16 protein-coding genes are annotated in these 25,510 nt (G+C 51.2%); 8 read left to right on the top strand and 8 right to left on the bottom strand.

The genetic code is table 11. From position 1 onward, the window contains the following. Nucleotides 1-2: 2 nt before the first annotated feature. Both H1D31_RS15775 and H1D31_RS15770 read right to left on the bottom strand, forming a co-directional pair. The gene (locus tag H1D31_RS15775) at nt 3-620 is read right to left on the bottom strand and encodes a DUF1190 domain-containing protein (protein ID WP_008606439.1); all 618 of its coding nucleotides are present in this window, start codon (nt 618-620) and stop codon (nt 3-5) included. A gap of 22 nt (nt 621-642) precedes the next feature. After that, nucleotides 643-1,056: a DUF350 domain-containing protein gene (locus tag H1D31_RS15770; RefSeq protein WP_065956216.1), complete on the bottom strand. Its 414-nt coding sequence runs from the start codon at nt 1,054-1,056 to the stop codon at nt 643-645. A 198-nt stretch (nt 1,057-1,254) separates the two neighbouring features. Here H1D31_RS15770 and H1D31_RS15765 point away from each other — a divergent pair, with 198 nt between their 5' ends. Next, on the top strand, nt 1,255-3,312 hold the full coding sequence (locus H1D31_RS15765; RefSeq protein ID WP_261259813.1) for a M13 family metallopeptidase: 2,058 nt from the start codon (nt 1,255-1,257) through the stop codon (nt 3,310-3,312). 59 nt (nt 3,313-3,371) lie between these two features. Here the strand turns inward: H1D31_RS15765 and H1D31_RS15760 are convergent, their stop codons facing one another. Beyond that, nucleotides 3,372-3,947, bottom strand: a complete 576-nt coding sequence (locus tag H1D31_RS15760; RefSeq protein WP_261259811.1) for a porin family protein — start codon at nt 3,945-3,947, stop codon at nt 3,372-3,374. A 237-nt stretch (nt 3,948-4,184) separates the two neighbouring features. Between H1D31_RS15760 and H1D31_RS15755 the strand changes: the two genes are divergently transcribed. After that, nucleotides 4,185-6,605 (top strand): alpha/beta hydrolase family protein, encoded by a 2,421-nt coding sequence (locus H1D31_RS15755; protein ID WP_261259809.1) that lies wholly within the window; start codon nt 4,185-4,187, stop codon nt 6,603-6,605. A gap of 198 nt (nt 6,606-6,803) precedes the next feature. Then, the gene (locus H1D31_RS15750) at nt 6,804-7,040 is read left to right on the top strand and encodes a hypothetical protein (protein WP_261259807.1); all 237 of its coding nucleotides are present in this window, start codon (nt 6,804-6,806) and stop codon (nt 7,038-7,040) included. Between the two features lie 257 nt (nt 7,041-7,297). Here the strand turns inward: H1D31_RS15750 and H1D31_RS15745 are convergent, their stop codons facing one another. Together H1D31_RS15745 and malQ are read right to left on the bottom strand one after the other, a co-directional pair. After that, nucleotides 7,298-9,199 (bottom strand): glycoside hydrolase family 13 protein, encoded by a 1,902-nt coding sequence (locus tag H1D31_RS15745; RefSeq protein WP_261259806.1) that lies wholly within the window; start codon nt 9,197-9,199, stop codon nt 7,298-7,300. A gap of 110 nt (nt 9,200-9,309) precedes the next feature. After that, nucleotides 9,310-11,448, bottom strand: coding sequence for a 4-alpha-glucanotransferase (gene malQ / locus H1D31_RS15740; protein WP_261259804.1), 2,139 nt, complete (start codon nt 11,446-11,448; stop codon nt 9,310-9,312). A 369-nt stretch (nt 11,449-11,817) separates the two neighbouring features. On the opposite strand from malQ, the gene H1D31_RS15735 reads away from it, so the two are divergent. Next, complete coding sequence (locus tag H1D31_RS15735) at nt 11,818-14,520, top strand: TonB-dependent receptor (protein ID WP_261259801.1); 2,703 nt, start codon at nt 11,818-11,820, stop codon at nt 14,518-14,520. Nucleotides 14,521-14,590: 70 nt separating this feature from the next. Next, on the top strand, nt 14,591-16,102 hold the full coding sequence (locus tag H1D31_RS15730) for a tryptophan halogenase family protein (protein WP_261259798.1): 1,512 nt from the start codon (nt 14,591-14,593) through the stop codon (nt 16,100-16,102). Here the strand turns inward: H1D31_RS15730 and H1D31_RS15725 are convergent. Beyond that, nucleotides 16,099-17,532, bottom strand: a complete 1,434-nt coding sequence (locus tag H1D31_RS15725) for a hypothetical protein (protein WP_261259796.1) — start codon at nt 17,530-17,532, stop codon at nt 16,099-16,101. The genes H1D31_RS15730 and H1D31_RS15725 overlap by 4 nt on opposite strands. A gap of 183 nt (nt 17,533-17,715) precedes the next feature. Between H1D31_RS15725 and H1D31_RS15720 the strand changes: the two genes are divergently transcribed. Both H1D31_RS15720 and H1D31_RS15715 read left to right on the top strand, forming a co-directional pair. After that, nucleotides 17,716-18,966 (top strand): DEAD/DEAH box helicase, encoded by a 1,251-nt coding sequence (locus tag H1D31_RS15720; protein ID WP_261259794.1) that lies wholly within the window; start codon nt 17,716-17,718, stop codon nt 18,964-18,966. 108 nt (nt 18,967-19,074) lie between these two features. After that, nucleotides 19,075-20,280, top strand: a complete 1,206-nt coding sequence (locus H1D31_RS15715; protein WP_261259792.1) for an EAL and HDOD domain-containing protein — start codon at nt 19,075-19,077, stop codon at nt 20,278-20,280. A 63-nt stretch (nt 20,281-20,343) separates the two neighbouring features. Here the strand turns inward: H1D31_RS15715 and H1D31_RS15710 are convergent, their stop codons facing one another. Continuing rightward, nucleotides 20,344-21,972 carry a methyl-accepting chemotaxis protein gene (locus H1D31_RS15710; RefSeq protein WP_261259780.1) on the bottom strand — a complete coding sequence of 543 codons (1,629 nt, stop codon included), beginning with the start codon at nt 21,970-21,972 and terminating at the stop codon, nt 20,344-20,346. Nucleotides 21,973-22,230: 258 nt separating this feature from the next. Continuing rightward, entirely contained in the window at nt 22,231-23,424 is a 1,194-nt protein-coding gene (locus H1D31_RS15705) for a sensor domain-containing diguanylate cyclase (RefSeq protein ID WP_261259778.1), read from the bottom strand. A gap of 181 nt (nt 23,425-23,605) precedes the next feature. On the opposite strand from H1D31_RS15705, the gene H1D31_RS15700 reads away from it, so the two are divergent. After that, nucleotides 23,606-25,507: an alpha-amylase family protein gene (locus H1D31_RS15700; protein ID WP_261259776.1), complete on the top strand. Its 1,902-nt coding sequence runs from the start codon at nt 23,606-23,608 to the stop codon at nt 25,505-25,507. Nucleotides 25,508-25,510: the final 3 nt, after the last annotated feature.

Raw genomic sequence — 25,510 nt, 5'->3', positions numbered from 1 at the left:
GTTTAGCCGCCATAGGTGGTTTGCCGCGGCGCAGCTGCTGCGCGTTGCTGTGCCTGAGCACCAAAGCCACCGCGACGGGCCAGGGTGGCAGGTTTGGGTTGTACTGCCGAAGGCCTGACCTGAGTTGGGCCGGGCTGACTGGCTACCGGCGTATTGCCGGCAGTGCGGAAAGTACTCTGATCATCCCGTGCTTTGTACAGAGGTTGGTTCGGTACCGTATTACGGCCACCGGCTGCGGCTGCACTTTGTTGCTGCTGTGGTGCCATACCGCCACGGTTTAGCATCTGTCCGGCTAAAAAGCCCATCATCATCGGCATAAAAAAGCTGCCCTGGGCATGCTGCTCGGGCGCGGTTTCACAGCGACCTACGCCAAAGTCCGCTTCACATTCCTGCTTATTGGCATACTTAGGTGCTACCTGTGGGTGTAATGCCTGGGCTTCGGCGAAGGCCGCCTGGCACTGAGCCGGTGGATTATAGAAGGCCGCACATTCATCCGGGGTATTAAATACCTGGGCTTCGACCGCTTGTTCGCTGCCACAGCCCTGCAACACCAGGGTTGCCGCCGGCACCATAAAGATCAGCGCCGCTTTGCGGCTGCGCTTAAAGACTTTTTTCTGCATCTCAGGCTCCTTAAATAATGCGCTAGTAGGTCATACAGGCAGCATTGAGCATACCAACACTGATTGAGCAGCCAGCGGAGAAAATACCGGCGGCGATATCACCCTGAGTGATACGTTGTGACAGGTTTTTCAGGGCCAATTGGCTGACAAAAAAGGTCAGCACTTGCACCAGCAGGGCAACCAGACCCCAGATAGCGCAATCGAGTAACGACATAGAGTGGGTAATGGCACTGGACAGCGGTAGCGCAAAGCCAATCAGGGCACCGGCAAAGGCCACGGCTGCAGCCGGATTATTGTCGCGGATCAGACCAAATTCGTCATGGGGCGTTACCCAGCTGTACAGCCGGACAAAGACCAGCACTGACACCACAGCCAGGGCAAAGTAGGCCAGAAAAGACGGTAAGCCCGCCAGTGAAGTTAAAGCGGTATCAAGCATGATAAAACTCCTGCAATAAGAACTGTGTTGATCCTGCGAAAAATTGCTGCCAATTACAAGAAAAACCGTACCTACTGGCGGCAGCACAGGTTACGACCGGCATTTATCGCATCTGGCTGGGCTCATATCCTGTTTCGGCAGCGGTAGCAGAGCAGATTTTCTACACTCGCCACGATAAAACATAATAAGGAACTTCGTATGACAAAACTTTCCGCGTTAGCACTTGGGGTGGCTTTGGCTCTGGGCATTGCAGGTTGCAGCAGTCAGCCGGTGACAGAACAAACTCAGCTCACTCAGGCTGACAGCCAGCGTGCTGGCTTTGAGCTGAGCAACTTTGACAAGAGTGTCGCGCCGCAGCAAGACTTTTTTCGTTTTGTAAACGGTAACTGGCTGGGCAACACTGAGATCCCGGCCGATAAGGCGCGCTGGGGCAGTTTTGACGAGCTGCGTGAAAACGCTGAGAAGCAAGTACTGGACATTATTCAGGAGCTGGCGGCCACTGAGCATCCGAAAAACTCTGACGCTCAGAAAATGGCCGATCTCTACAAGTCATTTTTAAACGAGCCGCTGATTAATACGCTGGGCCTGAATCCACTGCGTGGCGATATTGCCCGTATCGAACAGGTTCGCAACCATCAACAGCTGGCTGTGCTATGGGGCGAATTACAGCGCTACCGTTTCGGTACCCCGGTTGCCGTGTTTGTCGGTCAGGACCAGCGGCAATCTGATCAATATATTACCGGTGCCAGTCAGGGCGGCTTGGGTTTACCGGACCGCGATTATTACCTGAAAGATGATGAGCGTTCAGTTCAGTTACTCGGTCAATACCGTGACTTTATCGCCAAATTATGGCAACTGGCTGGCTGGGAGCAGCCAGAACAAGCGGCTGAACAGGTGATTGCGCTGGAAACCCAACTGGCCAAGGTGCAGTGGAGCCGGATCCAGAACCGGGATCGCAACGCCACCTATAACAAGCTCAGTGTTGCTGAGCTGGGTAAACTGGCGCCGGGTTTTGACTGGCCGGCGTTTTTACAAGCTGCCGAGCTGGGTCAGGTGCAGGAACTGGTGATCCGTCAGCCGTCGTACTTTACGGATTTTGCCAAGCTGCAGGCGCAATTACCGGTAAGCCAGTGGCAGACGTATCTGAAGTTTCACCTGCTGCGTGCCAATGCCGCTAATCTGAGCGAGCCCTTTGTCCAGGCCAGTTTTGATTTCTACGGCAAAACCTTAAGCGGCTTGCAGGAGCAGCGCAGCCGGGAAAAACGCGCCGTGAGTCTGGTCGATAGCAACCTCGGTTTTATGGTCGGTAAAGAGTATGTCGCCCGGCATTTCAAACCCGAAGCCAAGGCGCGGATGGATGAAATGATTGAAAATCTGCGTGGCGCCTTTAAAGAAGCCATTAACGAACTGGAATGGATGAGCGAGACGACCAAGGTCGAGGCTCAGGCCAAGCTGGCGAAGTTTAATACCAAAATCGGCTACCCGGATGTCTGGCGTGACTACGACTGTTTAACCATTGATGCCAACGATTTAATCGGTAACCTGCGCCGCAGCAGCGAGTGTGAGTATCAGCGGATGGTTAACCGTTTAGGTCAGCCGGTAAACCGGGATGAATGGGGTATGACACCGCAGACGGTGAATGCCTACTACAGCTCGACGATGAACGAAATTGTGTTCCCGGCCGCGATCCTGCAGCCGCCGTTCTTTAATGTCGATGCCGATGATGCGGTGAACTATGGTGCTATCGGTGGCGTTATTGGCCATGAATTTACCCATGGCTTTGATGATCAGGGCCGGCGCTCTGACGGTGATGGTAACCTACGCGACTGGTGGACACCGGAAGATGAGCGGCAGTTCCGCGAGCGCGCACAGCGTATGATCGATCAATACAATGCCTTTAATCCGATCGATAACCTGCATCTGCAGGGCGCTTTGGGTCTGGGTGAAAATATTGCCGATCTGGGTGGTTTAACGGTGGCGTTCCGTGCCTATCAAAACTCGATTAAAGATCAACCGCGGCAGACTATCGCCGGCTTTACCCCGGAGCAGCGTTTCTTTATCGGCTGGGCTCAGGTTTGGCGTATTAAGTTCCGTGATGAAGCTTTGCGTCAGCAAGTGATTACCGGGCCGCACTCACCGGGCATGTACCGGGTACTGGGTGTGTTGTCGAATATGCCAGAGTTTTATGAAGCCTTTGATGTTAAAGAGGGTGATGGTATGTACCGCAGCGAAGATGTGCGGGTCAAGATCTGGTAAGGTCGCATAACAATGCAAACCCCGGCAGTTGGCCGGGGTTTGTTTTTAATGGCGCTTAATCAGAACTGGTAATTAATACCCAGGCTCAGATTATTGGCTTTTAACTTGTAGCTGTCACTGCCGTCACGGAAGCGCTCCTGCGGTAGCTGTAAATATTCCAGGGTCGCGGTGAGTCTGGGCGTAAATTTCAGACCAGCGCCGACACCCCAGGCAAAGCCATCCAGCGTCTCACTATCGGTAAAACGTAAGCCCTCGTCCTGCACCTCATATTTAAATTTACTGGCACCATAACCGGCTAAACCGTACAGTGAAAAGTTATCTGAAAGTGGTACGCCGGCCTTTAACAGCAGCATACTTTGTTGCTCAACGGTCAGCTCCTCCAGATAACCCGGCTCGCGGTAACGCTCGCCTTTGACACCGGTACCAAAGCGGACTTCGGCGGCGACGTAAGGGTTAAACTGGTAGCCAGCCAGTACTGATAAGGTGGTAAAGTCGAAGGAAATACTCTCACTACTGTCCGTTTCTTTTAGTTTAGTGGCGCTGACCTGGCCACCGACATAGAAGGGCGAATCCATAGCCAGAGCTGGTGCAGCCAGACCACTGATCACGAAAAGCGCGACAAAGGGTTTTAACATAACAGCGTCCTCTTAGTTGGGGTAACGTTATCGATACTGCAACCCGCCCGCTGAATTGCACCTTAATAGCGCCGAACCTTTGCGTTATGTTTGCTAAGACAATGTAACAACTTGTAACTCCCCGCGCAGTCTTACTGGCGCTTATCTCAGTTTTTCTCAACATGGTCGAAAGCAAGCTGGTATTGCCGGCTAAAGCTGTTATAACAAAGGGCTAACAAAAAGACAGGGAATCCAACAATGAAGATGATCCTTCGCGCTGCCTTACTGGGCACCTTGCTCAGTTGCAGCCAACAGGCACTGGCAACGGCTGTGGATATTGGCTATCAGCAGCCGGTAAAAGAGATTGTAGCTATCGTCGATGCGGCACCGGCACCGGGGGCGATGTTAAGCCCGAATGGCAAGCTGATGCTAAGTACCGGTTTTTCTGCCTTACCAGATATTGCCGATCTGGCGGCGCCAGAATACCGGCTGGCTGGCGTAAGGTTTAATCCGGCGAATAATGGTCCGTCACAACCACGCTATGTCTCGTCATTACAATTGATCGAGTTGGATACGCAGCAGACAAAAACGATCAAAGGTTTGCCGAAGGATCTGAAAGCGGTCAATCTGAATTTCTCCCCGGACAGCCGTTATCTGGCTTTTATTCAACTGGAAGATAACGAAGCCCAACTGTGGCAGGTGGATCTGCAAAAACTGCGGGCCAGCCGCTGGAGCAATATCCGGTTAAATGCCATCTGGGGGGGCTCGCTGCAATGGACTGCTGATAGCAAAGCGATTTTTGCCGCCAGTATTCCTGCCAAACGGGGTGCTGAACCGGTGCAAAGCAAGGTGCCAACTGGGCCGGTAATTACTGAAGCCCGTGGCCGCACTGCACCAGCGCGCACCTATCAGGATTTGTTAAAAAACAAATATGATGAAGCCCTGTTTAGCTACTACTTTACCAGTCAGCTGGTAAAAGTCGGCCTGAACAATAAGGTGAATACACTGGGCAAGCCACAACTGCTGCGTGGTGCCGAGTTATCGCCGGACAATAACTTTATTCTGGTCAGCCGTATTGAGCAGCCGTTTTCCTATGCGGTACCGGTATCGCGCTTTGCTTATACCACCGAGGTGTGGGATGCCAGCGGCAAGCTGCAATATCAGGTGGTGCAGCAACCGGTAGCAGATAATTTACCGATAGCCTTTGATGCGGTTATCACCGGCCGCCGAAGTGTGGGCTGGCGCCCGGATCAGGCGGCAACGCTATACTGGGCTGAAGCGGCGGATGGTGGCGATCCGGCGAATAAAGTGACGGTACGGGATCAGCTGTTCCAACTGGCAGCGCCTTTTAACGCCGAGCCAGAAAAGCTGCTGGATTTAAGCTTCCGTTTCTCCTACCTGTTAGCGGCAGCCGATGGCAGCCTGTTGGTCTGGGAGCGCTGGTGGCAGGATCGCAATGAAAAAGTCTGGTATCTGGATCCGGCGCAGCAAGCCCGGGTATTCTGGGAGCGCTCCTCTGAAGATCGTTATAATGATCCGGGTAGTCCGTTATTAACCACGGCCGCTAACGGCCAGCGCTTATTACGGGTAGCGGATGGCGCTATTTATTTAACGGGCGTAGGCGCGTCACCAGAGGGTAACAGACCCTTTATCGATCAGCGTCAGCTTGCTACTGGTGAAACCCGCCGTTTATGGCGTTCGGAAGCGCCTTTCTACGAGTTCCCTTTTACGTTGTTACCGTCGGGCAAGCTGTTAACCCAGCGTGAGGCGCCGGATCTGCCGCCGGATTTCTACCTGCGCGATCTCAGCAGCGGCGAACTGACTGCCCTGACCAAAACACCGCACCCGATGCCGCATACCCAGGGTATTAGCCGCGAGCTGATTAATTATCAGCGTGCGGATGGTATTCCGATGTCGGCGACACTGCTGCTACCTGCCGGCTACGATAAAGCCCGCGATGGCGCGCTGCCGACCGTGATTTGGGCTTATCCGCGCGAGTTCCGCAGTGCTGACGCTGCCGGTCAGGTTAGTGATTCGCCGTACCGTTTTAACCGCATCAGTTACTGGACACCGCAGTTCCTGGCAACTCAGGGCTATGCGGTATTGGATAATGCCACCATGCCGATCGTTGGCGAAGGCACGCAGGAGCCGAATGATACCTTTATCGAGCAACTGATCCTAAATGCGGAAGCGGCGATTGCTGCAGGCGTAGAGCGCGGCGTAACGGACCCGAACCGGGTGGCGATTGGCGGCCATTCTTATGGTGCCTTTATGACAGCAAATCTGTTGGCGCACTCTAATTTGTTTAAAGCCGGTATTGCCCGCAGCGGCGCCTACAACCGTAGCTTAACGCCGTTCGGTTTCCAGATGGAGCAGCGTACCCTGTGGGATGATCCTGAGTTATATGTGCGGATGTCGCCGTTCTTCCATGCTGAAAAAATTAAGACGCCCATACTGCTGATCCATGGTAGTGATGATAATAACGCCGGCACCTTCCCTATGCAGAGCGAGCGCTTATATCAGGCGATTAAAGGTAATGGCGGTACCACCCGCTTAGTGATGTTGCCACTGGAATCACACGGCTACCGCGCCCGTGAATCTGTGCTACATATGCTGTGGGAAACCACGGCCTGGCTGGATGAGTTTGTTAAAAACGCTAAGGTCGATACTGCCGAGTAAGTTGTGTTGCAATAAAGTTAATCTATAATAAAAAGCGCTGCTAAACCCAGCGCTTTTTTTTGCTGCGACTAGGGCACGAGATCTGCGCAAAAGCGCGAACAGAGATTTCCGACATTGTTTTAGCGCATCGTCGCAGCTCATAAGTGAGGTGTTTGGTACTGAGTTTATCAACGCTGCGAGGCTAAATAAGGAGAGAGCATGCGGCCATATATCCCCATGATATTACTACTGCTATTTTTTGGCGGACTTGGATTATGGAATATTTTCGATAAGCTAAATACTGGTCAGGTGCTGATTAGTGTTGACTATTTAATCCCGGCAATTTTGCCGTTGGGCTTATTGTATAGTGGTCTGATATTCGCGCTTGTTAAGCTCGCAGACCGCTATCGGAAAATAGGCCAGCCATCATCGCAACATAAAAAGAATGACAATTGATCTGTTATTACAGCTGAGTTTTACATCAGTGGGAGCTGGTTTTGGCTATAAGTTTGCTTGTGCGCTGCAGAACAAAGAGCCTAAACCAGATGAAAATAAGCAGGCTCTTTACTGCGGTATCATTACCTGGTTGATCGGTTTGGTATTCCATTACCTCAATCTGTAGACAACACAAATGCGTTCTTTCAATCATGCAGAGCTCTGCATAAAGTGCGCACTTTTCAGAGCGGGTCAAAAACGCAGATCTTGTCTGGCCGTTAGTTAGCAACCAGTACAGCGCCCCATTTGGCTGGAATCGTTAGTTGCATGGTATCGCCGTTGTGGCTGATTGCTAGTTGGCTTAGCGCATCCTGCCAGTTGGCCTGCGCTTTTGGTAGGGTGATTTGCTGTGGCTGCTCGCTATTGTTTAACAGTACCCGTACCCGTTGTTGTTGGTAACGGCGCTCAAAGCCATACAGCTCGAGCTGGTCATCGACCAACAGGGTCTGATAATCCCCCAGCCGCAAAGCCGGCAGTTGATGACGCAGTTGGATCAATTGCCGGTAATGCTGCTGTAACTGACGATTTACCGCAACCTTGTCAGCTGGCCGTAAACTACCATCCGGGTTAGTGACTTCGTCTTCGTAACGAATATCGTCCCAGATCATTGGCTTACGATCATCAGGGTCGTTAGCGCCCCACATCCCGACTTCATCGCCATAGTAGACCATTGGCGCCCCGACATAGGTCATTTGAAAAATAACAAACAACTTTTGTAACCGCAGTTCCTCAGCGTTAGGTTTGCGCACCTGATACGCTGGATTCTGGCTGACTTGTGACAACTGAAAATAGGCGCCCCAGTCGCGGAAGTTACCGATGCCACGGTTCACAATATGGGAGCCAATCCGGTTCGAATCGTGACTGCCAAATAAATTCTGGGTGACGTAAGCCACGCCCTTGGGGTACAGCGCGCGCATTTCGGCCAGCTTGGCGTCAAATTCGCTTGCCTTAATTCGTTTTGGCGCTGGGTTAAACATAAACTCAGCGGCGGTGAAGGCAAAGTTATAATTCATTTCACCGTCAAACTCATCGCCCTGAAAATAAGGCTTTACCAACTCCGGCGGCATCACCAGTTCGGCGGTGATATAGGCGTCAGGGTTCAGTGTTTTGACATGCTGCCGCCAGTCTTTCCAAAAGCCATGGGCGACACAGAAAGCGACATCTAATCGCCAGCCATCAATACCGAATTCGCGGCCCTGACCTTTAGGGTTCATCCAGCGCTCAGTGGCGGCAAATACATAATCCCTTGGCCCGGCCACCAGACCCTGAGCATCCTCTTTAAACTCGGGTAATGAGGCGACACCAAACCAGCCCTCATACCGGAATTCACTGCCGGTTTTTTCATCCCGAAAGCTGTGTACAGTAAACCAGTCTTTGTAGGGTGACTGCTGCTGATGCTCTAGTAGATGCTGAAAAGCAAAGCTGTTGATACCCATATGGTTAAACACACCATCAAAAATCACCCGGATACCGCGCTGCTTCGCTTGTTTGATCAGTTCCAGCGCCAGTTCATCGGCTTTGGTCCAAACCCAGGTGCTGGGATCTAATGGATTCTCGGTGGCGATCAGTGCCCTGTCACCCGCCGGATCCGGACCGAAATTTGGGTCTATATGGTGAAAGCTGGCCGCATCGTATTTATGCAGTGAGGGGGCAGTAAAAACCGGGTTTAAATAGATCGCATTGAAACCCATATCTTGAATATAGTCGAGCTTGTCAATCACCCCCTGCAGATCACCACCGTAGCGGCGGCGCAATAGATGCTGCCATAACTCAGGTTCACCGTTGGCCACTTCATAGGGTTGGCGTTTGTACCAGTCGCTGCCCCATGGATGGATCTGCCAGACTTTAGGTGGCTCAGCCGGATCGGCACCGGCAATATCCTGTATGGTCGGGTTGTTGCTGGGATCGCCATCACGAAAGCGCTCTGGAAACACCTGATACCAAACCGCACTTTTTGCCCAGTCTGGCACGAATTCACCTTGTTCGTTTAACGCGATCGGACCTCTGGGAGTGGCATCGGATGTTTGCGGGCAGTAAGCCTGGGCAGGTTGCGGATAACACAACATAACGCCAGTGAAGGCGCTTGCCAGCATTAGAGCCAGGGTTTTTCTTAACATCATGTTCTCTCATTTATTGTTAGAAAAACGCCACCGTTTGGGGTGGCGTGGCGTTCTGCTGGCCGCTGCACGATACATTAAGCCCGCGTTTAATCTTAAACTGCTATTAGCAACTAGCTGCGCGCCTGCTTAATTTCTTGCATCAGCTGCAGTACCTTGTTATCGCTCAGAATCGTCTCGATATGCTGCGGTAATTTACGCTGCCAGTTCGCATATTCAGTGCTGGTACCCGGTATATTGACCGGAGTTTCCAGCAATACCAGGTCTTCCAACTGATAGGCGAATAAACGCGCCGGCGTCGCTGCGGTATACAGATGACAGGCACGAACCAGAGTTGCCGCATCCGGCTGCGCAATGCCGAGCTGCTGTTGCAGGATCTGCTTTTCGCTCTCTCGCAGTTGGTGCAGGCTGTCGGCCACAGCTGGACTGGGGAATAAATCCAATTGATGACGCAGCGCTAAATCCAGTTCCTGCCAGAAGCCGACCAGCGTAGGCATATCGTGCGTGGTCACTGTTGCCAGAGCCTGCGGTGGATAGGTCAGATCCCGATGCTGATAACTGCCAGCCTTTTGCTCCAGCATAAATACCCGGTAAGACAGCACCTGATAATGCTGCATCAGCTCACTGATTTCCGCCGGTACCGTGCCCAGATCTTCTCCAATGACGACGCAGTGATTACGTTGGCTTTCCAGCGCTAAAATGGCAAACAGCTCTTGCGCCGGCATCCGTAAATAACACCCGGCTGTAGCATCGGCGCCGAGCGGGCAACACCAAAGCCGCAATAATGCCATCACATGGTCCAGCCGTAGGGCGCCGGCATAGCGCATATTTGCGCGGATCAGTTCAATAAAGGGTTGATAGGCTTTTTGCCGCAGCGTCACCGGGTTGTACGCCAGCAAGCCCCAATTCTGGCCTTTTGGTGCCATAATATCCGGCGGTGCACCTACACTTAAATCTAATAAAAAATCATCTGGCGCGCCCCAGCTCTCGGCACTGCTACGGCTGGTGCCGACAGCGACATCACAGTATAAACCGATGGCCATACCTTGCTTGCGACACTCGGCTTTCACCTCTGCCAGCTGCAGCTGTGCTAACCACTGTAAATACAGCTGCTGTTCGATAGCGCTGGCATGTTGTTTGGCAAAGGCCGCAACGGCGGGGCTATTCGGGTTTTGTAGTTCTGGCGGAAATTGCTGCCAGGCGGCGGTTTGCAGATCTTGCCAGAACAATTGGCCCTGTAATACCGAAAATACCGCCCATTGATACAGACTGATGCCGGCCTCTGCCACGAAAACCTGAAACGCCTTGGCTCGTTCACTTTGCTGCGCCAGTTCGTGTTGCTGAAAATGCTGAAATAGCAAGGCCGCGACCTGCTGCTTTAAAGCGGCAACTGCCGGATAATCGACATTCGCTGTGGCACGACAAGCGGCGAGCTGCTGCTGAAAATCGGCACTGGCGACTAGCTGCTGTGCCGCGGTGCAGCTTTGATAATCCGGAGTTTCGTCCAGCGCCACATAAAGTGTGTTTAACCATAAACGGCTGCTGGGGCTGTATGGGCTGCAATCCTGTGGCAGCATCGGATAGAGCGCATGCAACGGGTTTAAACCGATAAAGTCATTCCCAGCGGCGGCCAGTGGCGCGACCATGGCTTTTAAGTCGGCAAAGTCGCCCATACCCCAGTTACGGGCAGAACGCACGGCATACAGTTGCACGGCTGGGCCCATGGTTTTATGCAGGATGGCGCTGTCATGCAGCTGAAAACAGCGGGCCGGCGTCACAATCAGTTGCTGGCTCAGAGGCTGCTTACCATCAGTTAGCGTCAACTGATGGTAGCCAAGCGGTAGGTCCAGCTGAAACGGCAAATTAAAAGCCAGCATCGCGACTGTATTTATTTCGGCCTGTTCCACAATATCTTTGGCCTGCAGTAATAATTCACCGCTCAGTACGTCGCCGTCTTCTAATGCGATCTGCCACTGCCAATGACTTGCCGCTTTGGCTGCTTCCAGCTGCAATCTGACACTAAAGGGTTGCTGTTGCTCAGCAACCGTTACGGCAGATAAGGGTTCCTGCCAGCGGGCTTGTTGCAGCTGCGCAATCTGGTTGGCAATAGCTTGCTCGCTACTGAGATCAAAGCCCATAGCCCGCAAAATGCTGGCCTGCACTTCTGCATCAATATGCTCTAACTGCCCATTGGCATGCACATAGCTGTCTTGTAAACCCGCCAGGGTGGCGAGTTGCTTAACTTGTCCCATAGACCACCTGAATTAAGGGAGTGGTGATTTTTGCCAAGCATAAACAGTGGCGGCTGAAGAAGAAACAACCTGCATACGTATGCAGTGCTTTACAGCGCTAAGCGTTTCAATATTGGCTTTTTCTGGCAACGGCTGCCGGCGTGTTCATACTTAAGGCAGTTGGCAGCCTGCCTGCTGCACAACGATAGTGCAGCTTGCCGGCAGTTGCACCCGCCTGGGGCATCTTTTGCACTATGAATACGTATTCATATTGAGCTGGCGACCGAATAAGTTTAATAAATGAGCATGGCAAAACTGCAGCTGACGAATTTCAGCATGGCTTTCAGTTTCGCAGTAATAAAACAACAACACTCCGGGGTAGGTAGGATTATGACAAAATTTAAACTCAGTATGCTAACGCTGGCGTTAGCCGCAGCTGGCAACAGTTCCATCGTGCTGGCTCAGGCCGCTGATGCAGAAGCCAAAGCACAGGAAGAAGCGGTTGAGGTGATCTCGGTTCGCGGTTTCCGCCGCAGCCTGCAGGAATCTCAGAACATTAAAATGTTCAACAGTTCGATTGTCGAGGCGGTTTCGGCAGAAGATATTGGTAAACTGCCTGACGTCAGTATTGCTGAATCATTAGCCCGCTTACCAGGTTTAACCGCACAGCGCTTAAATGGCCGTAGTCAGGTTATCAGTATTCGCGGTTTGGCGCCGGATTTCTCAACTGCACTGCTAAATGGTCGCGAGCAAGTCAGCTCCGGTGATAACCGTGGCGTAGAGTTTGACCAATATCCGTCTGAATTACTAAGTGGTGTGGTAGTTTATAAAACACCAGATGCCGGTTTAATCGGTCAGGGTTTGGCTGGTACTGCCGATATGCGTTTGGTTAGCCCGCTGGCACACGGCGAGCGTACTGTGGCGGTGAACGCTCGTTACGAGTGGAGCCAAATCAGTGCATTGAATGCCGGTGCTGACGACAATGGTAAGCGTTTCAGTATTTCTTATATCGATCAATTTGCCGATAATACCATCGGTGTGGCTTTAGGTTACGCCACCATCTCTAACCCAATGCAAATTGAACGTTTTGAAGCCTGGGGTTATGCCGACACTGCAGATGGCGATAAAGTGATTGGCGGAGCTAAAGTTTTTGCTAACTCCAATTTGCTGGAACGTGATGGTTTTATTGGTGTATTTGAATACAAACCAACCGATAGCTTTAGTAGCACGGTAGATTTCTATTATTCCAAGTTTGATGAAACACAGCGCACCAGCTTTATCGAATTACCGCTGTTCTGGGGTGGTGCACCGCTGGTAAACCCAACAGTAGAAAATGGTTTAGTGACTTCTGGTGGTTATACTGGGGTTAAAGGTATCGTCCGTAACCACGGTAACTTCCGCGAGGCCGATTTGTTCTCTGTCGGTTGGAAAACCGAATTCAAATTATCAGATAGCTGGGATGCCACTTTGGATCTCAGCCACTCTTCGCTGGATCGTACGGACCTGATTCTGGAATCTGATGCGGGTACCGGTCCTGCTGGTTCGGGAGCGCTGGATAACCTGTCGTTTGCGATGAGCGATCGTGGTCCCATTTTTAATTCTACGTTGAATTATGCAGATCCAAACTTAATTCGCTTGACCAGCCCGCAGGGTTGGGGTGGCGATATCATTCCTGGTGGTCAGTTGGGGTATTACAACTCGCCGTCGATTACCGATGATTTAAATCAGGTACGTTTAAGTGCCCGCACTATGCTGGAAAACGACAACTTCGATTCACTGGAAGTGGGTTTAAACTACAGCAACCGCGAAAAAGACAAGAAAGCTGATGAATTTTTCCTGGCGCTGCCTAATGGTGCTTTGTCAGCTCCTATCCCAAATATTGCCGGTACCACCAGTCTGGCTGCTTTTGGTATTCCGGGAATGGTTAGCTATGATCCACGTCAGCTAATCGACACCGGCGCCCTGGTGCGGGTACGTAACCCTAACGCTGATGTGCTGATTAAAGACTGGAATGTGGCGGAAGATGTGGTAACCGGTTATGTAAAACTAGGTATTAACAGCCGCGTTGGTGAAATCCCGGTTACTGGTAATATCGGTACGCAAATCGTCCATACTGATCAGTCGTCTTATGCTTTAGCGGCTTCAGGTACCGGTATTAATGTGTCGTCATTCCGGATTGATGGTGGTGATAAGTACTGGGAAGTGTTACCCAGCCTGAACCTGAACTTTGAAGTCGGTACCGGTAAATACGTACGCGTTGGTTTAGCCCGCACTATGGCCCGTGCCCGGATGGATCAGCTGCGAGCCAGTCAGGATTATAGCTTCAACCCGGCACTGAACAACTCGCAGGCAACACCAGAGCAGAACTCGCCTTGGAGCGCCTCTGGCGGTAACCCGGCGCTGCGGCCGTGGATTGCGAATGCACTGGATGTCTCTTACGAGCAGTACTTTGAAGACAGCAAAGGCTATGTGGCGATTGCGGCTTTCTATAAAGACCTGGAAAGCTATATCTACGACCAGCAAGTGATTCAGGACTTTACCGGCTTCCCATCTGGTGGTGAAGTACCAGTGATTAACCAGGGTGTCGCAACCACACCACAAAATGGTAAGGGTGGCCGCATCAATGGCGTGGAATTTACCCTGTCTGCCAGTGGCGCGATGATTATGCCTGAACTGGAAAGCTTCGGCGCCATTCTGACCGGCTCCTGGACCGACAGCAGCATTCAGTCTAACCCGAACGATCCTTCTACCCCGTTACCAGGTTTATCTGAGCGGGTAGCTAACCTGACGTTCTATTACGAGAACGATGGTTTCTCTGCCCGGGTCAGCAGCCGTTACCGTTCTGATTTCCTCGGTGAAATTTCAGGCTTTGGTAATGGCCGTGACCTGCGGATGATTGAAGCTGAGACCGTTGTTGATGCACAAATCAGCTACAGCTTCTCGGGTCGTTATGAAGGCTTAACCCTGTTACTGCAAGCAAACAACGTAACGGATGAGCCTTTTGTGCGGGTTGAAGGTGATGACAGCCGCCGCGTGATTGAGTATCAGCGCTATGGCCGTACTTATATGGCAGGTTTATCCTATAAGTTCTAATCACACCTGACGTGAGTAAAGGCCCCTGTTACTATCGAGTATAGACAGGGGCCTTTTTGTTGGAGGTAAGGTGAAGATTACAGATTTAAATCAGGTGCGCCGGGTATTGATAGTCGGCGGTGGTACTGCCGGTTGGATGACCGCAGCGATGCTGGCACGCATTCTTGGCGAACAGATCCAGCTACAATTAGTTGAATCGGATTCGATCGGTACCGTCGGCGTTGGCGAGGCGACAATTCCAGCGATTCAGCATTTTAATGCCGCTTTAGGCATTAATGAGGCCGAGTTTTTACGCGAAACTAAAGGCAGTATTAAGCTGGGTATTCAGTTTGAAAACTGGGGCCGGCAGGGTGACAGCTATATGCATGCCTTTGGTCCGGTTGGCCGCCAGCTCGGCATGGCATCTTTTCATCATTTCTGGTTAGCCGCAAAAGCCAGAGGAGATCAGAGTAGTTTTTGGGATTATTCACTTAACTATCAGGCAGCAAAAGCCGGAAAGTTTAACCCGCAGTCACAGTTGCCTGGTTCGCCGCTACCTGGGTTGCAATATGCTTATCATTTCGATGCCGGGCTTTATGCGGCCTTTTTACGCCGCTACAGTGAGCAACGTGGCGTAACACGGGTTGAGGGTTTAATTGCTCACGTTGAGCAACAACCGTCTGGCGACATTGCTACAGTGGTGCTGACAGACGGTCGGGTATTAGCGGCAGATTTGTTTATCGATTGCTCTGGCTTAAGAGCTTTGCTGATTGAGCAAACACTGGCTGCCGGTTATGACAATTGGCAGCATTGGTTGCCCTGTGACAGTGCGCTCGCGGTGCCTTCAGAAGCGCGTTACCCGATAGTGCCTTTTACCCGCTCTATTGCGCATGGCGGTGGCTGGCAATGGCGGATCCCATTGCAGCATCGTACTGGTAATGGTTTGGTATATAGCAGTCGTTTTCTCGATGATGAGCAAGCAAAGCAGACACTACTGACTAATCTTGACGCTCCGGCACTGGCTGAACCACGCAAAATCAGTTTTGTTACCGGGCGGCGCAAGCAGCAATGGCGGCATAACTGTGTTGCCGTTGGCTTATCCAGTGGTTTTTTGGAGCCGTTGGAATCAACCAGCATTCATCTGATTCAAAGTGCGGTGGTGCGATTGGTACAGTGTTTTCCGGCAACCCGGGATATGGTGGCGTTGAGCGCAGAGTTTAATCGCCAGTCACAGCTGGAGTTTGAAGCGATCCGCGATTTTATTATCTTGCATTACCACTTAAATCAGCGAACAGACCATCCACTATGGCAGTATTGTAGAGAGATGGATTTACCCGATACACTGGCACAGCGGTTGGATCTCTTCCGGCAAAGTGGGCAGGTGTTCAGACAGCAGGATGAACTATTTACAGAGGTTGCATGGCAACAAGTTATGTTAGGACAAAATACTTATCCAATCAGCCATCATCCGCTGGCAGAAGGTCTGACAGCAACGCAACTAAGCGGATACCTTAGTGATTTGCAGCAAGTCGTTAGCAAAACGGTAATGGCGTTGCCTACGCACCAAGCTTATTTACAAAACCTGGTAGGTAATTTGAGTTAGTTCAGACGTAAATGGGCGTTATTCCAGAGGTTCTGGTTAGCGCCCAGGCTAAAGAAGTTATCCGGCTCCCAGCACTGCGGCAGCAGATGCCGCAGATATTGCGCCTCGGCGTCTTTATATAGCAGTTGCAGTAATTCCTTCAGCTTTTGTTCTGGCACATTGCTTTTCAGGCGGTCACGTGCCGGCTTAAAGTACAGGTTATATTCCGGGCTCAGGCTCATGTTAAAGGTGGTATTTTTCAGCTCCTGGCTGCGGCTGACAATGCGGCATAACGGCCGGTCCGGCTTTTCCGGATAGAAGCTGTTGACGATAGCGAATTCATAGCGTGGCTGTGGTTTGCCATCGTCATTCAGCGGGATAAACACTAGCCCGAAGCCTTGCGGAAAGATCCCAACCAGCCGGAATAAGCGGTCGACAATCAAACCACTGTATTCACCCCGCTGCACAGCATCGCGCATCAACAGTGCAGCTTTGGGTAGGGTATCGTATTTATAGCGGCCACGGCCTGGCAAAACTATAGCTGAGTAGGCTTGGCTGACTTTAAATAAACTGCCAAGCGCACTGTCCGGGCGGGTACTGATAAAGAGCTGCAATTTATGCAGCAATTGCTGATGTTGCTGCTGGTGTTGCTCCCGCTCTTCTCTTTTGCTGCCACGATAAGGCAGATCGCCTAGTCCCTGCGCCAATAAGGTGGTACTGCCAAGGCGGCACAGTGTCAGAAACTGAGCACGCTCTTCACTATTCAGTACCCGATCGGCCGACTGCTGTCCATTATCCGTTAACAGGTTTTGCGCCTGGGTATCCAGCTTACCAAAGTGTTCCAGCAAGCAAGCCATCACCATTGGCAACTGCAGTTGCTGTCGGTACGGGCAGTGATCCGGAGTGTCAGGCGTACGCTGCTGATACCATTCCTGCCACTGTGGTTCGGTAAAAAACTTCTCGGCCAGTAGATGGTCGAGTAAGCGCAACAGCAGCACTGCCCGGTAGAGGGGCTTATAAGCAAACTCCAGCAGCAAGGGTTTGTTTTTCTTGCCATTCGCGGTGATAAACAGGCTACCCAGCAGGCGGGCACTCAGGTTTAGTGTTTCCGGACCTGTCTGGCCCTCGCTCTGTTGCAGCAGATTTTCTGCCGCCGCCATTAGAGCGCTCCAGCACTGCAGGCGTTGCTTTTCGTATTCAAACTGCAAATCGGTATAGCGTTTGCGACACTGCTGAATAACCTCTGTCGCCTCTTTTTGTTGCATAGCCTGCTGCCAGCGCTGCTCGGCACCAGACAATTCCAGCTGCTGCGCCTGATTTTGCGTAAAAAACCGTTTTACCAAACTATAAAAACAGCCGTGCCCGGGGTTGTATAACAGGGTCAGGGACTGCTCAAGGTTACGCAAAAATACACTTTTGCTCGCTGCCGCCAGATTCAAAACAGGCTCCATATCGGAAAGTCATTGCCACCGCTCAAAATAACATTGAGTGGCATTGCATAAAAGCGTCGCCGGTAACAAAATTTAGAGAAAACTCGCACCCTCAGCCAGTTTAGGGTAAGCTGCGCGCCCTTCCTTTTGAAGGGCACTGCAGCTGCGGGCAGAGATTTTCGCAGCACCATTGCGGGAATACGCATGCAATTTACTGATTTACCGTTAGCGGCTGAGCTGCTCAAAGCTGTAGCTGAAAAAGGCTACACCACGCCGTCACCTATTCAACAACAAGCTATCCCTGCGGTACTGGCGGGGCGGGACCTGATGGCCGCCGCCCAAACCGGTACCGGCAAAACTGCCGGCTTTACCTTACCGTTACTGCAGCGGTTGAATGACAGTCGCGAGCAAGGCCGTACAGTACAGCCGAATCAGGTACGGGCACTGATCTTAACCCCAACCCGTGAACTGGCCGCGCAAGTTGCCGAAAGTGTGCAACTGTATGGTAAGCATTTACCGCTACGCAGTACGCTGGTATTTGGTGGCGTTAAAATTAACCCGCAGATGATGGCGCTGCGTAAAGGTGTCGATATTTTGATTGCCACGCCGGGCCGGTTGCTGGATTTATACCAGCAAAACGCGGTGCGCTTTAATCAGCTGGAAATTCTGGTGCTGGATGAAGCCGACCGGATGCTGGATATGGGCTTTATCCGCGATATTAAGAAAATTCTGGCGCTGTTACCGCCGAAGCGGCAGAACCTGTTGTTTTCGGCCACCTTTTCTGAAGAGATCCGCACCCTGGCCAAAGGCCTGCTGCATCAGCCATTAGAAGTCACTGTAACGCCGCCAAATAGCACGGTAGAGCGAATTGAACAGTGGTTATACCCGGTTGATAAAGGCCAGAAAGCCAATTTATTGATCCAGCAAATTAAAGAGCACAACTGGCAGCAGGTGCTGGTGTTTACCAAAACCAAACATGGCGCCAATAAACTGACCTTATTGCTGGAAAAAGCCGGCATCAGCGCCATGGCTATCCATGGCAATAAAAGCCAGAATGCCCGTACTAAGGCACTGGCTGAGTTTAAAGCCGGCGGCATCCGGGTGTTAGTGGCAACGGATATTGCCGCCCGTGGTCTGGATATCCAGCAATTACCGCAGGTCGTTAATTATGAGCTGCCAAATGTTGCCGAAGACTATGTGCACCGTATTGGCCGCACCGGTCGCGCCGGTGCCGCTGGTTTGGCGGTATCACTGGTTTGCGCTGAAGAGTTAAAAGAACTGAAAGGCATTGAAAAGCTAATCAAGCTGCAATTGCCGCGCAAAGAAATAGCCGGCTTTGTTCCGCAGCAGCCGTTAGCCGAGACAGTGCTAAGTAGCGCACCGGCGAAACCCAAGAAGCCGAAAAAGCCCAGAGTGTTCACCCAAGCTAAAACAACTCACCGGGCGCCTGCCTAGTCTCAGAACGAGGTGCGCGGCAGCTGAGATAATTGCTGTCGCGCTCTTGTATCCCCGCTATATCGGCATATACTGAACTTCAGGCGTAGTACTTTGGAGTTAGCCGGGATGTATGGGTATATCGCGCGTCAGCCAATCTTTAACAAAGATAAAGAAACCATCGGATATGAACTGCTTTTCCGCGATGGTGAAGCAAACGCCTTTCCAAAAATAGATGCCGACGAAGCAACCTCGAAGCTGATTATGCAGCATCACCTGCTGATGGGGGTGGAGAAGGTCACCTCAAATAAACTGGCCTTTATCAACTTTTCTGAAGAAACCCTACTGCATCATTTCCCGACCTCGATTAAACCGGAATCAATGGTGATCGAGGTGTTAGAGACGGTACCGCCAACGCCCGAGCTGTTAGCTACTCTGAAGTATCTTAAGGCGCGTGGCTACCAGCTGGCACTGGACGATCATGATTTTGACCCGAAATGGGACCCGTTCTTACCTTTTATCAGCTATCTGAAGGTCGATGTGCAGCAATTTAACTTGTTGCAAATTAGCCGCCACTTGCGCCGGGTAGCGGATTATCCTTTTACGCTGCTGGCCGAACGGGTGGAAACAGCCGAGCAGTTTGAAAAATTAAAATTGATGGGCTTTCAGTTATTTCAGGGCTACTTTTTTGCCCGCCCGGAAATGCTAAAGCATAAGCAACTGAGTTCCAATAAAGCGAACTTGCTGGCGTTAATGGCGGAAGCCTCAGCCCGCACACTGGACTTTGAGCGGCTGGCCGATATTTGCCAGCGTGATCTGGGGCTGTCTTATAAGTTACTGCGTTTTATTAATCACAGTGGCCAGAGCCAGGCGATAACTTCAGTTAAACATGCAATGGTCTATATGGGCGAAGCCGAGCTGAAAAAGTTTCTGGCGCTGCTGGTACTGGCCAATTTACAGGATGGCGCACCTGACGAGTTGCTGCGCCAGTCATTGGTCAGGGCTCGCTTTTGCGATGCTTTGGCTAACCATGTTAAGTTAACTAAAAATCCACCCAGCAGCTTTTTAACCGGACTATTCTCCAATGTGCACCTGATAGTTGAGCAGCCGCAGGATGAGTTACTTGCTCAGCTGCCATTAGTGCCTGAAGTTAAGCTGGCACTGCTAAAACGCGAAGGGCAGTTCGGGCACTTTTTAAAACTCACCGAAGCGCTGGAACAAGCCGACTGGCCACTGACTGATGATTTACTGCAGTCGTTGCCTGAAGGCGCAGAGCTGGCACCGATATATCTGGAAGCCGTCGCCTGGGCAGAAAGTATTTTGCGGCAGGTATGAGAATTGTATTTTTGCTGCCCGAACGGTGATGCCGGCCAAAGTGCCGGCACCATAGTTCGCAAATCAGAATGTTTTAAACTGACTCACGTTTTTCTCCAGCACTTTGGCCAGGCTTTCGAGTTGTTTGCTCGCCGTGGTTATCTTTAACGCTTCCTGTTCGGCACGGCTGGCTGAACTGGTGATCTGATTAAAATTCTGGTTAATTTCGTTCGCGACCACAGCCTGCTCTTCAGCGGCGGTGGCAATTTGTGTATTCATATCACTAATGCGGGTAACCGACAGATTAATCGCATTCAGTGACTCACCAGCGCTACGCGCCTGTTCGACGCTGACCTGAGCCTGTGCTTGCCCCTCATCCATCACACTTACCGCTTTATTGGTGCTGGTTTGCATTTTCTCAATTACCGTCTGAATCTGACGGGTTGAATCCTGGGTTCTACGGGCAAGGTTTCTTACCTCGTCGGCAACTACCGCAAAACCTCTACCCTGTTCACCCGCCCGCGCAGCTTCAATCGCTGCATTAAGTGCCAATAAGTTAGTTTGTTCCGCTATCCCCTGAATCACTTCTAATACTGAACCAATCTGCCGGCTATCTTCAGACAGATTGTTGATCACTACCGAGGCGTCGGCTACTTTGGCGGCCAGTGCATTAATACTATTTTGCGTTTTCAGAACTTCGGCCTGACCTGCTTTAAACTCGGCAATAGCAAGTTGTGCCATATCGGCGGCATCTGTAGTGTGAGAAGCGACATCATGCACTGTATCTGTCATTTGCTGAATAGAGGTAGCACCTTGTTCGGTAGAAGATTTTTGTTGACTAATCAGTTGTTCGTTTAAATTTGCTGTTTTTAGCAGCTGCTCTGATGCGGTCAACAATTCGTTAGCAGCTTTCTTTGAGCTAAGCGTAATGTCATTTAAATGCACACTTAATAATTTAAGCGCGGCAAGGATACTGCTTTCGTGATTAGAGTGGATATTGCTTGTCAGATTACCTTTAGAAATTTCGGTAATGACTTGAGCGGCATACTCGGGTTCACCGCCGATTGTTAGGCGTAGTCGACGCACTGCCCGGTATGCAATGGTGCTGCCAATCACCACTCCAAGCAGTGTTAAAAATAGCATAACGCTTTGAAAACTATTGGTTTGATCTTTAGCGCTGGCAACTTGTTGTTGGATTAAGTTTTCTTGGTAGTCGATAAGTCTGTTGATACTTGCTAACCAGGCAGAGTAGGCCGGAGAGATATCTGACAACAGGAAGCTATTGGCTTCCTGAAATTGCCCCCGATTAATTTGTGTGACTAAGCGCTCAGTAAGCGCCAGAGTCGAGCGTTCAATATTTTTGATATCACCTAACAGGCGAATTTCATCCGGACTATGGCTTTCAGCCTGATACATCCGATCCAAAATAATGGCTGACTGTTGATAAAACTCGTTTAAACGCGCAACGTCGGACAGATGTGTCTGTGACTGTTGCACATTATTGACAAGCACCGCATCGCGCAGTGATATTGCTCTGTCATGCACAGAGCCGCGAAAGTTTATAGCTTGTCGCTGTTCTACGGCGGTTTGCTCGGACAACTGAGTCAGATTGGCGTCTGCAATACTAATTTTATATTGGCCAAATAAAGATAGCGCTATCATTAACACCAAGAGCGCTGCGTATCCGGAATATAACCGATTAATAATTTTCATTTTACTACCTTAATGAACAACAAATATGGGCGATAGGTGGCTTTGCTATCCATGGCGGGGTAATAATCCGATTAAACATCAAATCAGAAAAAGCAGACGCGAACTTTTCTGATGGTTAGGCTTGAACCTGACTTGTCGATTAGTTAATCGGTAAGGCAGTTAGCATAACAGACATCATCCCAGATTAAGTGCTTAAGAAAAAACTTAATTCTTTTATTTTGCGGTGTTGTACACTTAAGATTCCAATTCGGATCACTTTTAATTAGTGTGTGAGCTGGTATCGTTAGTGTGGGCGCTGTAGACAGCGTTCCGACCACTATCTTTAGCACGGTACATGGCCCGGTCGGCCTGTTCGATGAGTTCTGTTACGTTCTGTCCACTTTGATGCTCGGCGACCCCAATACTGACGGTCAGCGCCCTGGCAATAGGTGCTGGCATTGCTGTTTCTGCCAGCCTAAGACGTAGCCGTTCGGCGATTTCCAGCGCTTGCGCCTGCACTGTGTCGGGTAGAATTACGACAAACTCTTCACCACCGAAGCGCCCCAGCCAATCGCCCTGCCGCAGCTGTTGTTGCAAAACCTGGGTGGCAGCTTGCAACGCCTGATCACCACAAGCGTGACCGTATTGGTCATTAAGCTGTTTAAAATGGTCTAAATCCAGCAGCAATACCGTAAAGGGGCGCTGATTACGTTTACTATCCCGCAAGTAATATTCCAGCTGCTGCATAATGATCCGCCGGCTCCAGACGCCGGTTAATAAGTCCTTATCCGCCAACTGGCGAATTTTGCTGACTAAGCGACTGATCGCGTAACCAACCAGATTCAGATTCATGATCAGAATCAGCACGATAAAAAACCACAGTTGTTTCGCCGATGCACTACTTTGCAGCGATAGCGTAGCGATGCTGGGATTGGGTTGTAGCAGCGTATCAAGGCTACGCCATAGAAAAAACAGGCTAAACAGGCACAGTGGTGCGGCGAACAAGCCAGCGTAGAACTGGCCAAAGCTCTGACGAATGGTTTGCCATTCCACCTGAGCACAGCGGGCAAAGATCGCCATACTGACCAGTGAAAACACTACGCCGCCCAAACGCAGGCTGGCCGGACCGTCAATCAGCAGCAAGTACGCCAGCAGACAGCTGGCCGCCAGTAACACTTCAAACTGCAACTGTATCGCTTTGGTATAGAGCTTGGCGATGCCAAGATACAGCGAGAAAAAGCCACTTAGGATCAATAGGTCAGATAACTGCCAGTACCAGAATGCTGCTGCTTCAGTTCGCTGCTGCAGCAACAGCATGCCGAGTAAGACCTGAATATGCGCCAAGGCAAAAAACTTACTGGCTTTCGGGCAAATCTTTACCAACCAGGCCATCACCGCCCAGCCTGCGCCAGAAACCACCAATAAAAGCATTAAAAACGCAATGAGCTGCTGGATATCTGTTGGCGTCTGCATTATTACCTCAGGTTTTTCTTAACTATATGTCAGCTGCGGTGTGCACTCAATATTTCTGTATCTGTGGTATCGCTTGGGCCTGACGTTGCCGCTTTGCATACGTATGCACCAAAAAAAGGCATAACCTGCCCGGCGTTCTGCGGTAACTTAGCAAAAAAACAGCAAGACAAGGGGATTAGATATGCAAGCGAAGATCGCGGCCGGACTCAGTGCACTGGTACTGACCGTATTGGTGGCCTGTGACAATAAACCGCCAGCCAATCACAGCGCAGCAGCGAGCGCACCACAACAAGCCAGCCAATTTGATGCTGAAGGTAAGGCTGTGGTGTATCAGGTATTTACCCGCTTATTCGGCAACACCCAAACCACCAACAAGCCTTGGGGTACGTTGGAAGAAAATGGTGTTGGTAAGTTTAGCGACTTTACTGATGATGCCCTGCAAGGCATCAAAGCGCTGGGTACTACCCATATCTGGTACACCGGGGTGCCACACCATGCGGTGATCCGCGACTATACCGCCTATGGCATTAGCAACGACGATCCTGATGTGGTAAAGGGCCGCGCCGGTTCACCCTATGCAGTGAAAGACTATTACAGTGTGAATCCGGATCTGGCCGACGACCCGGCCAAACGGCTGGAAGAATTCCAGGCGCTGATCGCCCGTACTCATCAGCATGGCATGAAAGTGTTGATCGATATCGTTCCTAACCACGTGGCGCGGCGTTATGAGTCACTGGCCAAACCGGAAGGGGTGCGCGATTTTGGTGCGGATGACGATACAAGTGTGGAATATGCCCGCGATAATAATTTCTACTATATCCCCGGTTCCGCCTTTCAGGTACCGGCCTGGCCGGCCGATTATCAGGTGCTGGGCGGTGATGCTCATCCACTGGCCGATGGCAAATTTGCCGAAGTACCGGCGAAATGGACCGGCAATGGCGCCCGCTCGGTGCAGCCGGCCTTTGATGATTGGTATGAAACGGTAAAAATTAACTTTGGTGTGCGTCCGGATGGTAGTTACGACTTTGACAAACTACCGGCCGACTACGCTGAAAAGGACTGGCAGGCACACTATCAGTTCTGGCAAGGCAAAGAAGTGCCTGATACCTGGATTAAATTCCGTGACATCGTGCTGTATTGGACTGCAATGGGCGTCGATGGCTTTCGTTACGATATGGCCGAGATGGTGCCGGTAGAGTTCTGGAGCTATTTAAACTCGCATATTAAACAACAAAACCCGGACGCCTTTTTACTGGCCGAGGTGTATCAGCCGCATTTATACCGCGACTATATCAAGCTCGGTTTAATGGATTACCTGTACGATAAAGTCGAGTTTTACGACAGCCTGAAGCTGGTGATGCAGGGTAAAGGCCCGACGTCTGAGCTGGTGAGCATTCAACAGCGGATGGCTGATATTGAACATCATATGCTGCACTTTCTGGAAAACCATGACGAGCAGCGTATTGCGGCCCCGGAATTTGCCGGTGATGCCCGCAAAGGGATGCCGGCGATGGTGGTATCCACGCTGATCAGTACCTCACCTACTATGCTGTATTTCGGCCAGGACGTGGGCGAACCGGGTGCGGCTGACGCGGGGTTTGGTAAGGCCAGCCGCACCACCATCTTTGATTACTGGGGCGTACCGCATCACCAACGCTGGATGAATGGTGGCAAATTTGATGGCGGTGCCCTAAGCCCGGCAGAGCGTGAGCTGCGGCAATTCTATGAAGCCTTAATGCAATTTAGCCGCAACGCCCCGGCACTGAATGGCGCTTATCAGGAGTTACATACGCACAATTTGGCCGCTGGTAGCGTTTACTCGGAACAGCAACTGGCGTTTGCCCGCTATGTCGAGCGACAGCAACTGGTGGTGGTCAGCCATTTTAATCCGCAGCAGGCTGTTGAATTTACGTTACAGTTACCGGCCAGTCTGATCAGTGCCTGGCAGCTGGCAGATGGTACCTATCAGTTGCAGGATCAATTATCCGGGCAACAGAATCAGCTGCAGGTGAGCAATGGTCTGGGGCAGATCCCGGTGCAACTGGCCCCGCTGGGCTCGGTTGTGTATCAACTGGTGCGTTAAGGA

The organism is Alishewanella sp. BS5-314 (genome assembly GCF_025377695.1).
In the GTDB taxonomy this organism is placed as follows: Bacteria; Pseudomonadota; Gammaproteobacteria; order Enterobacterales; family Alteromonadaceae; genus Alishewanella; species Alishewanella aestuarii.
Note: the sequence above shows the minus strand (reverse complement) of the source record. Positions and strands in the feature narration are given on the sequence as shown.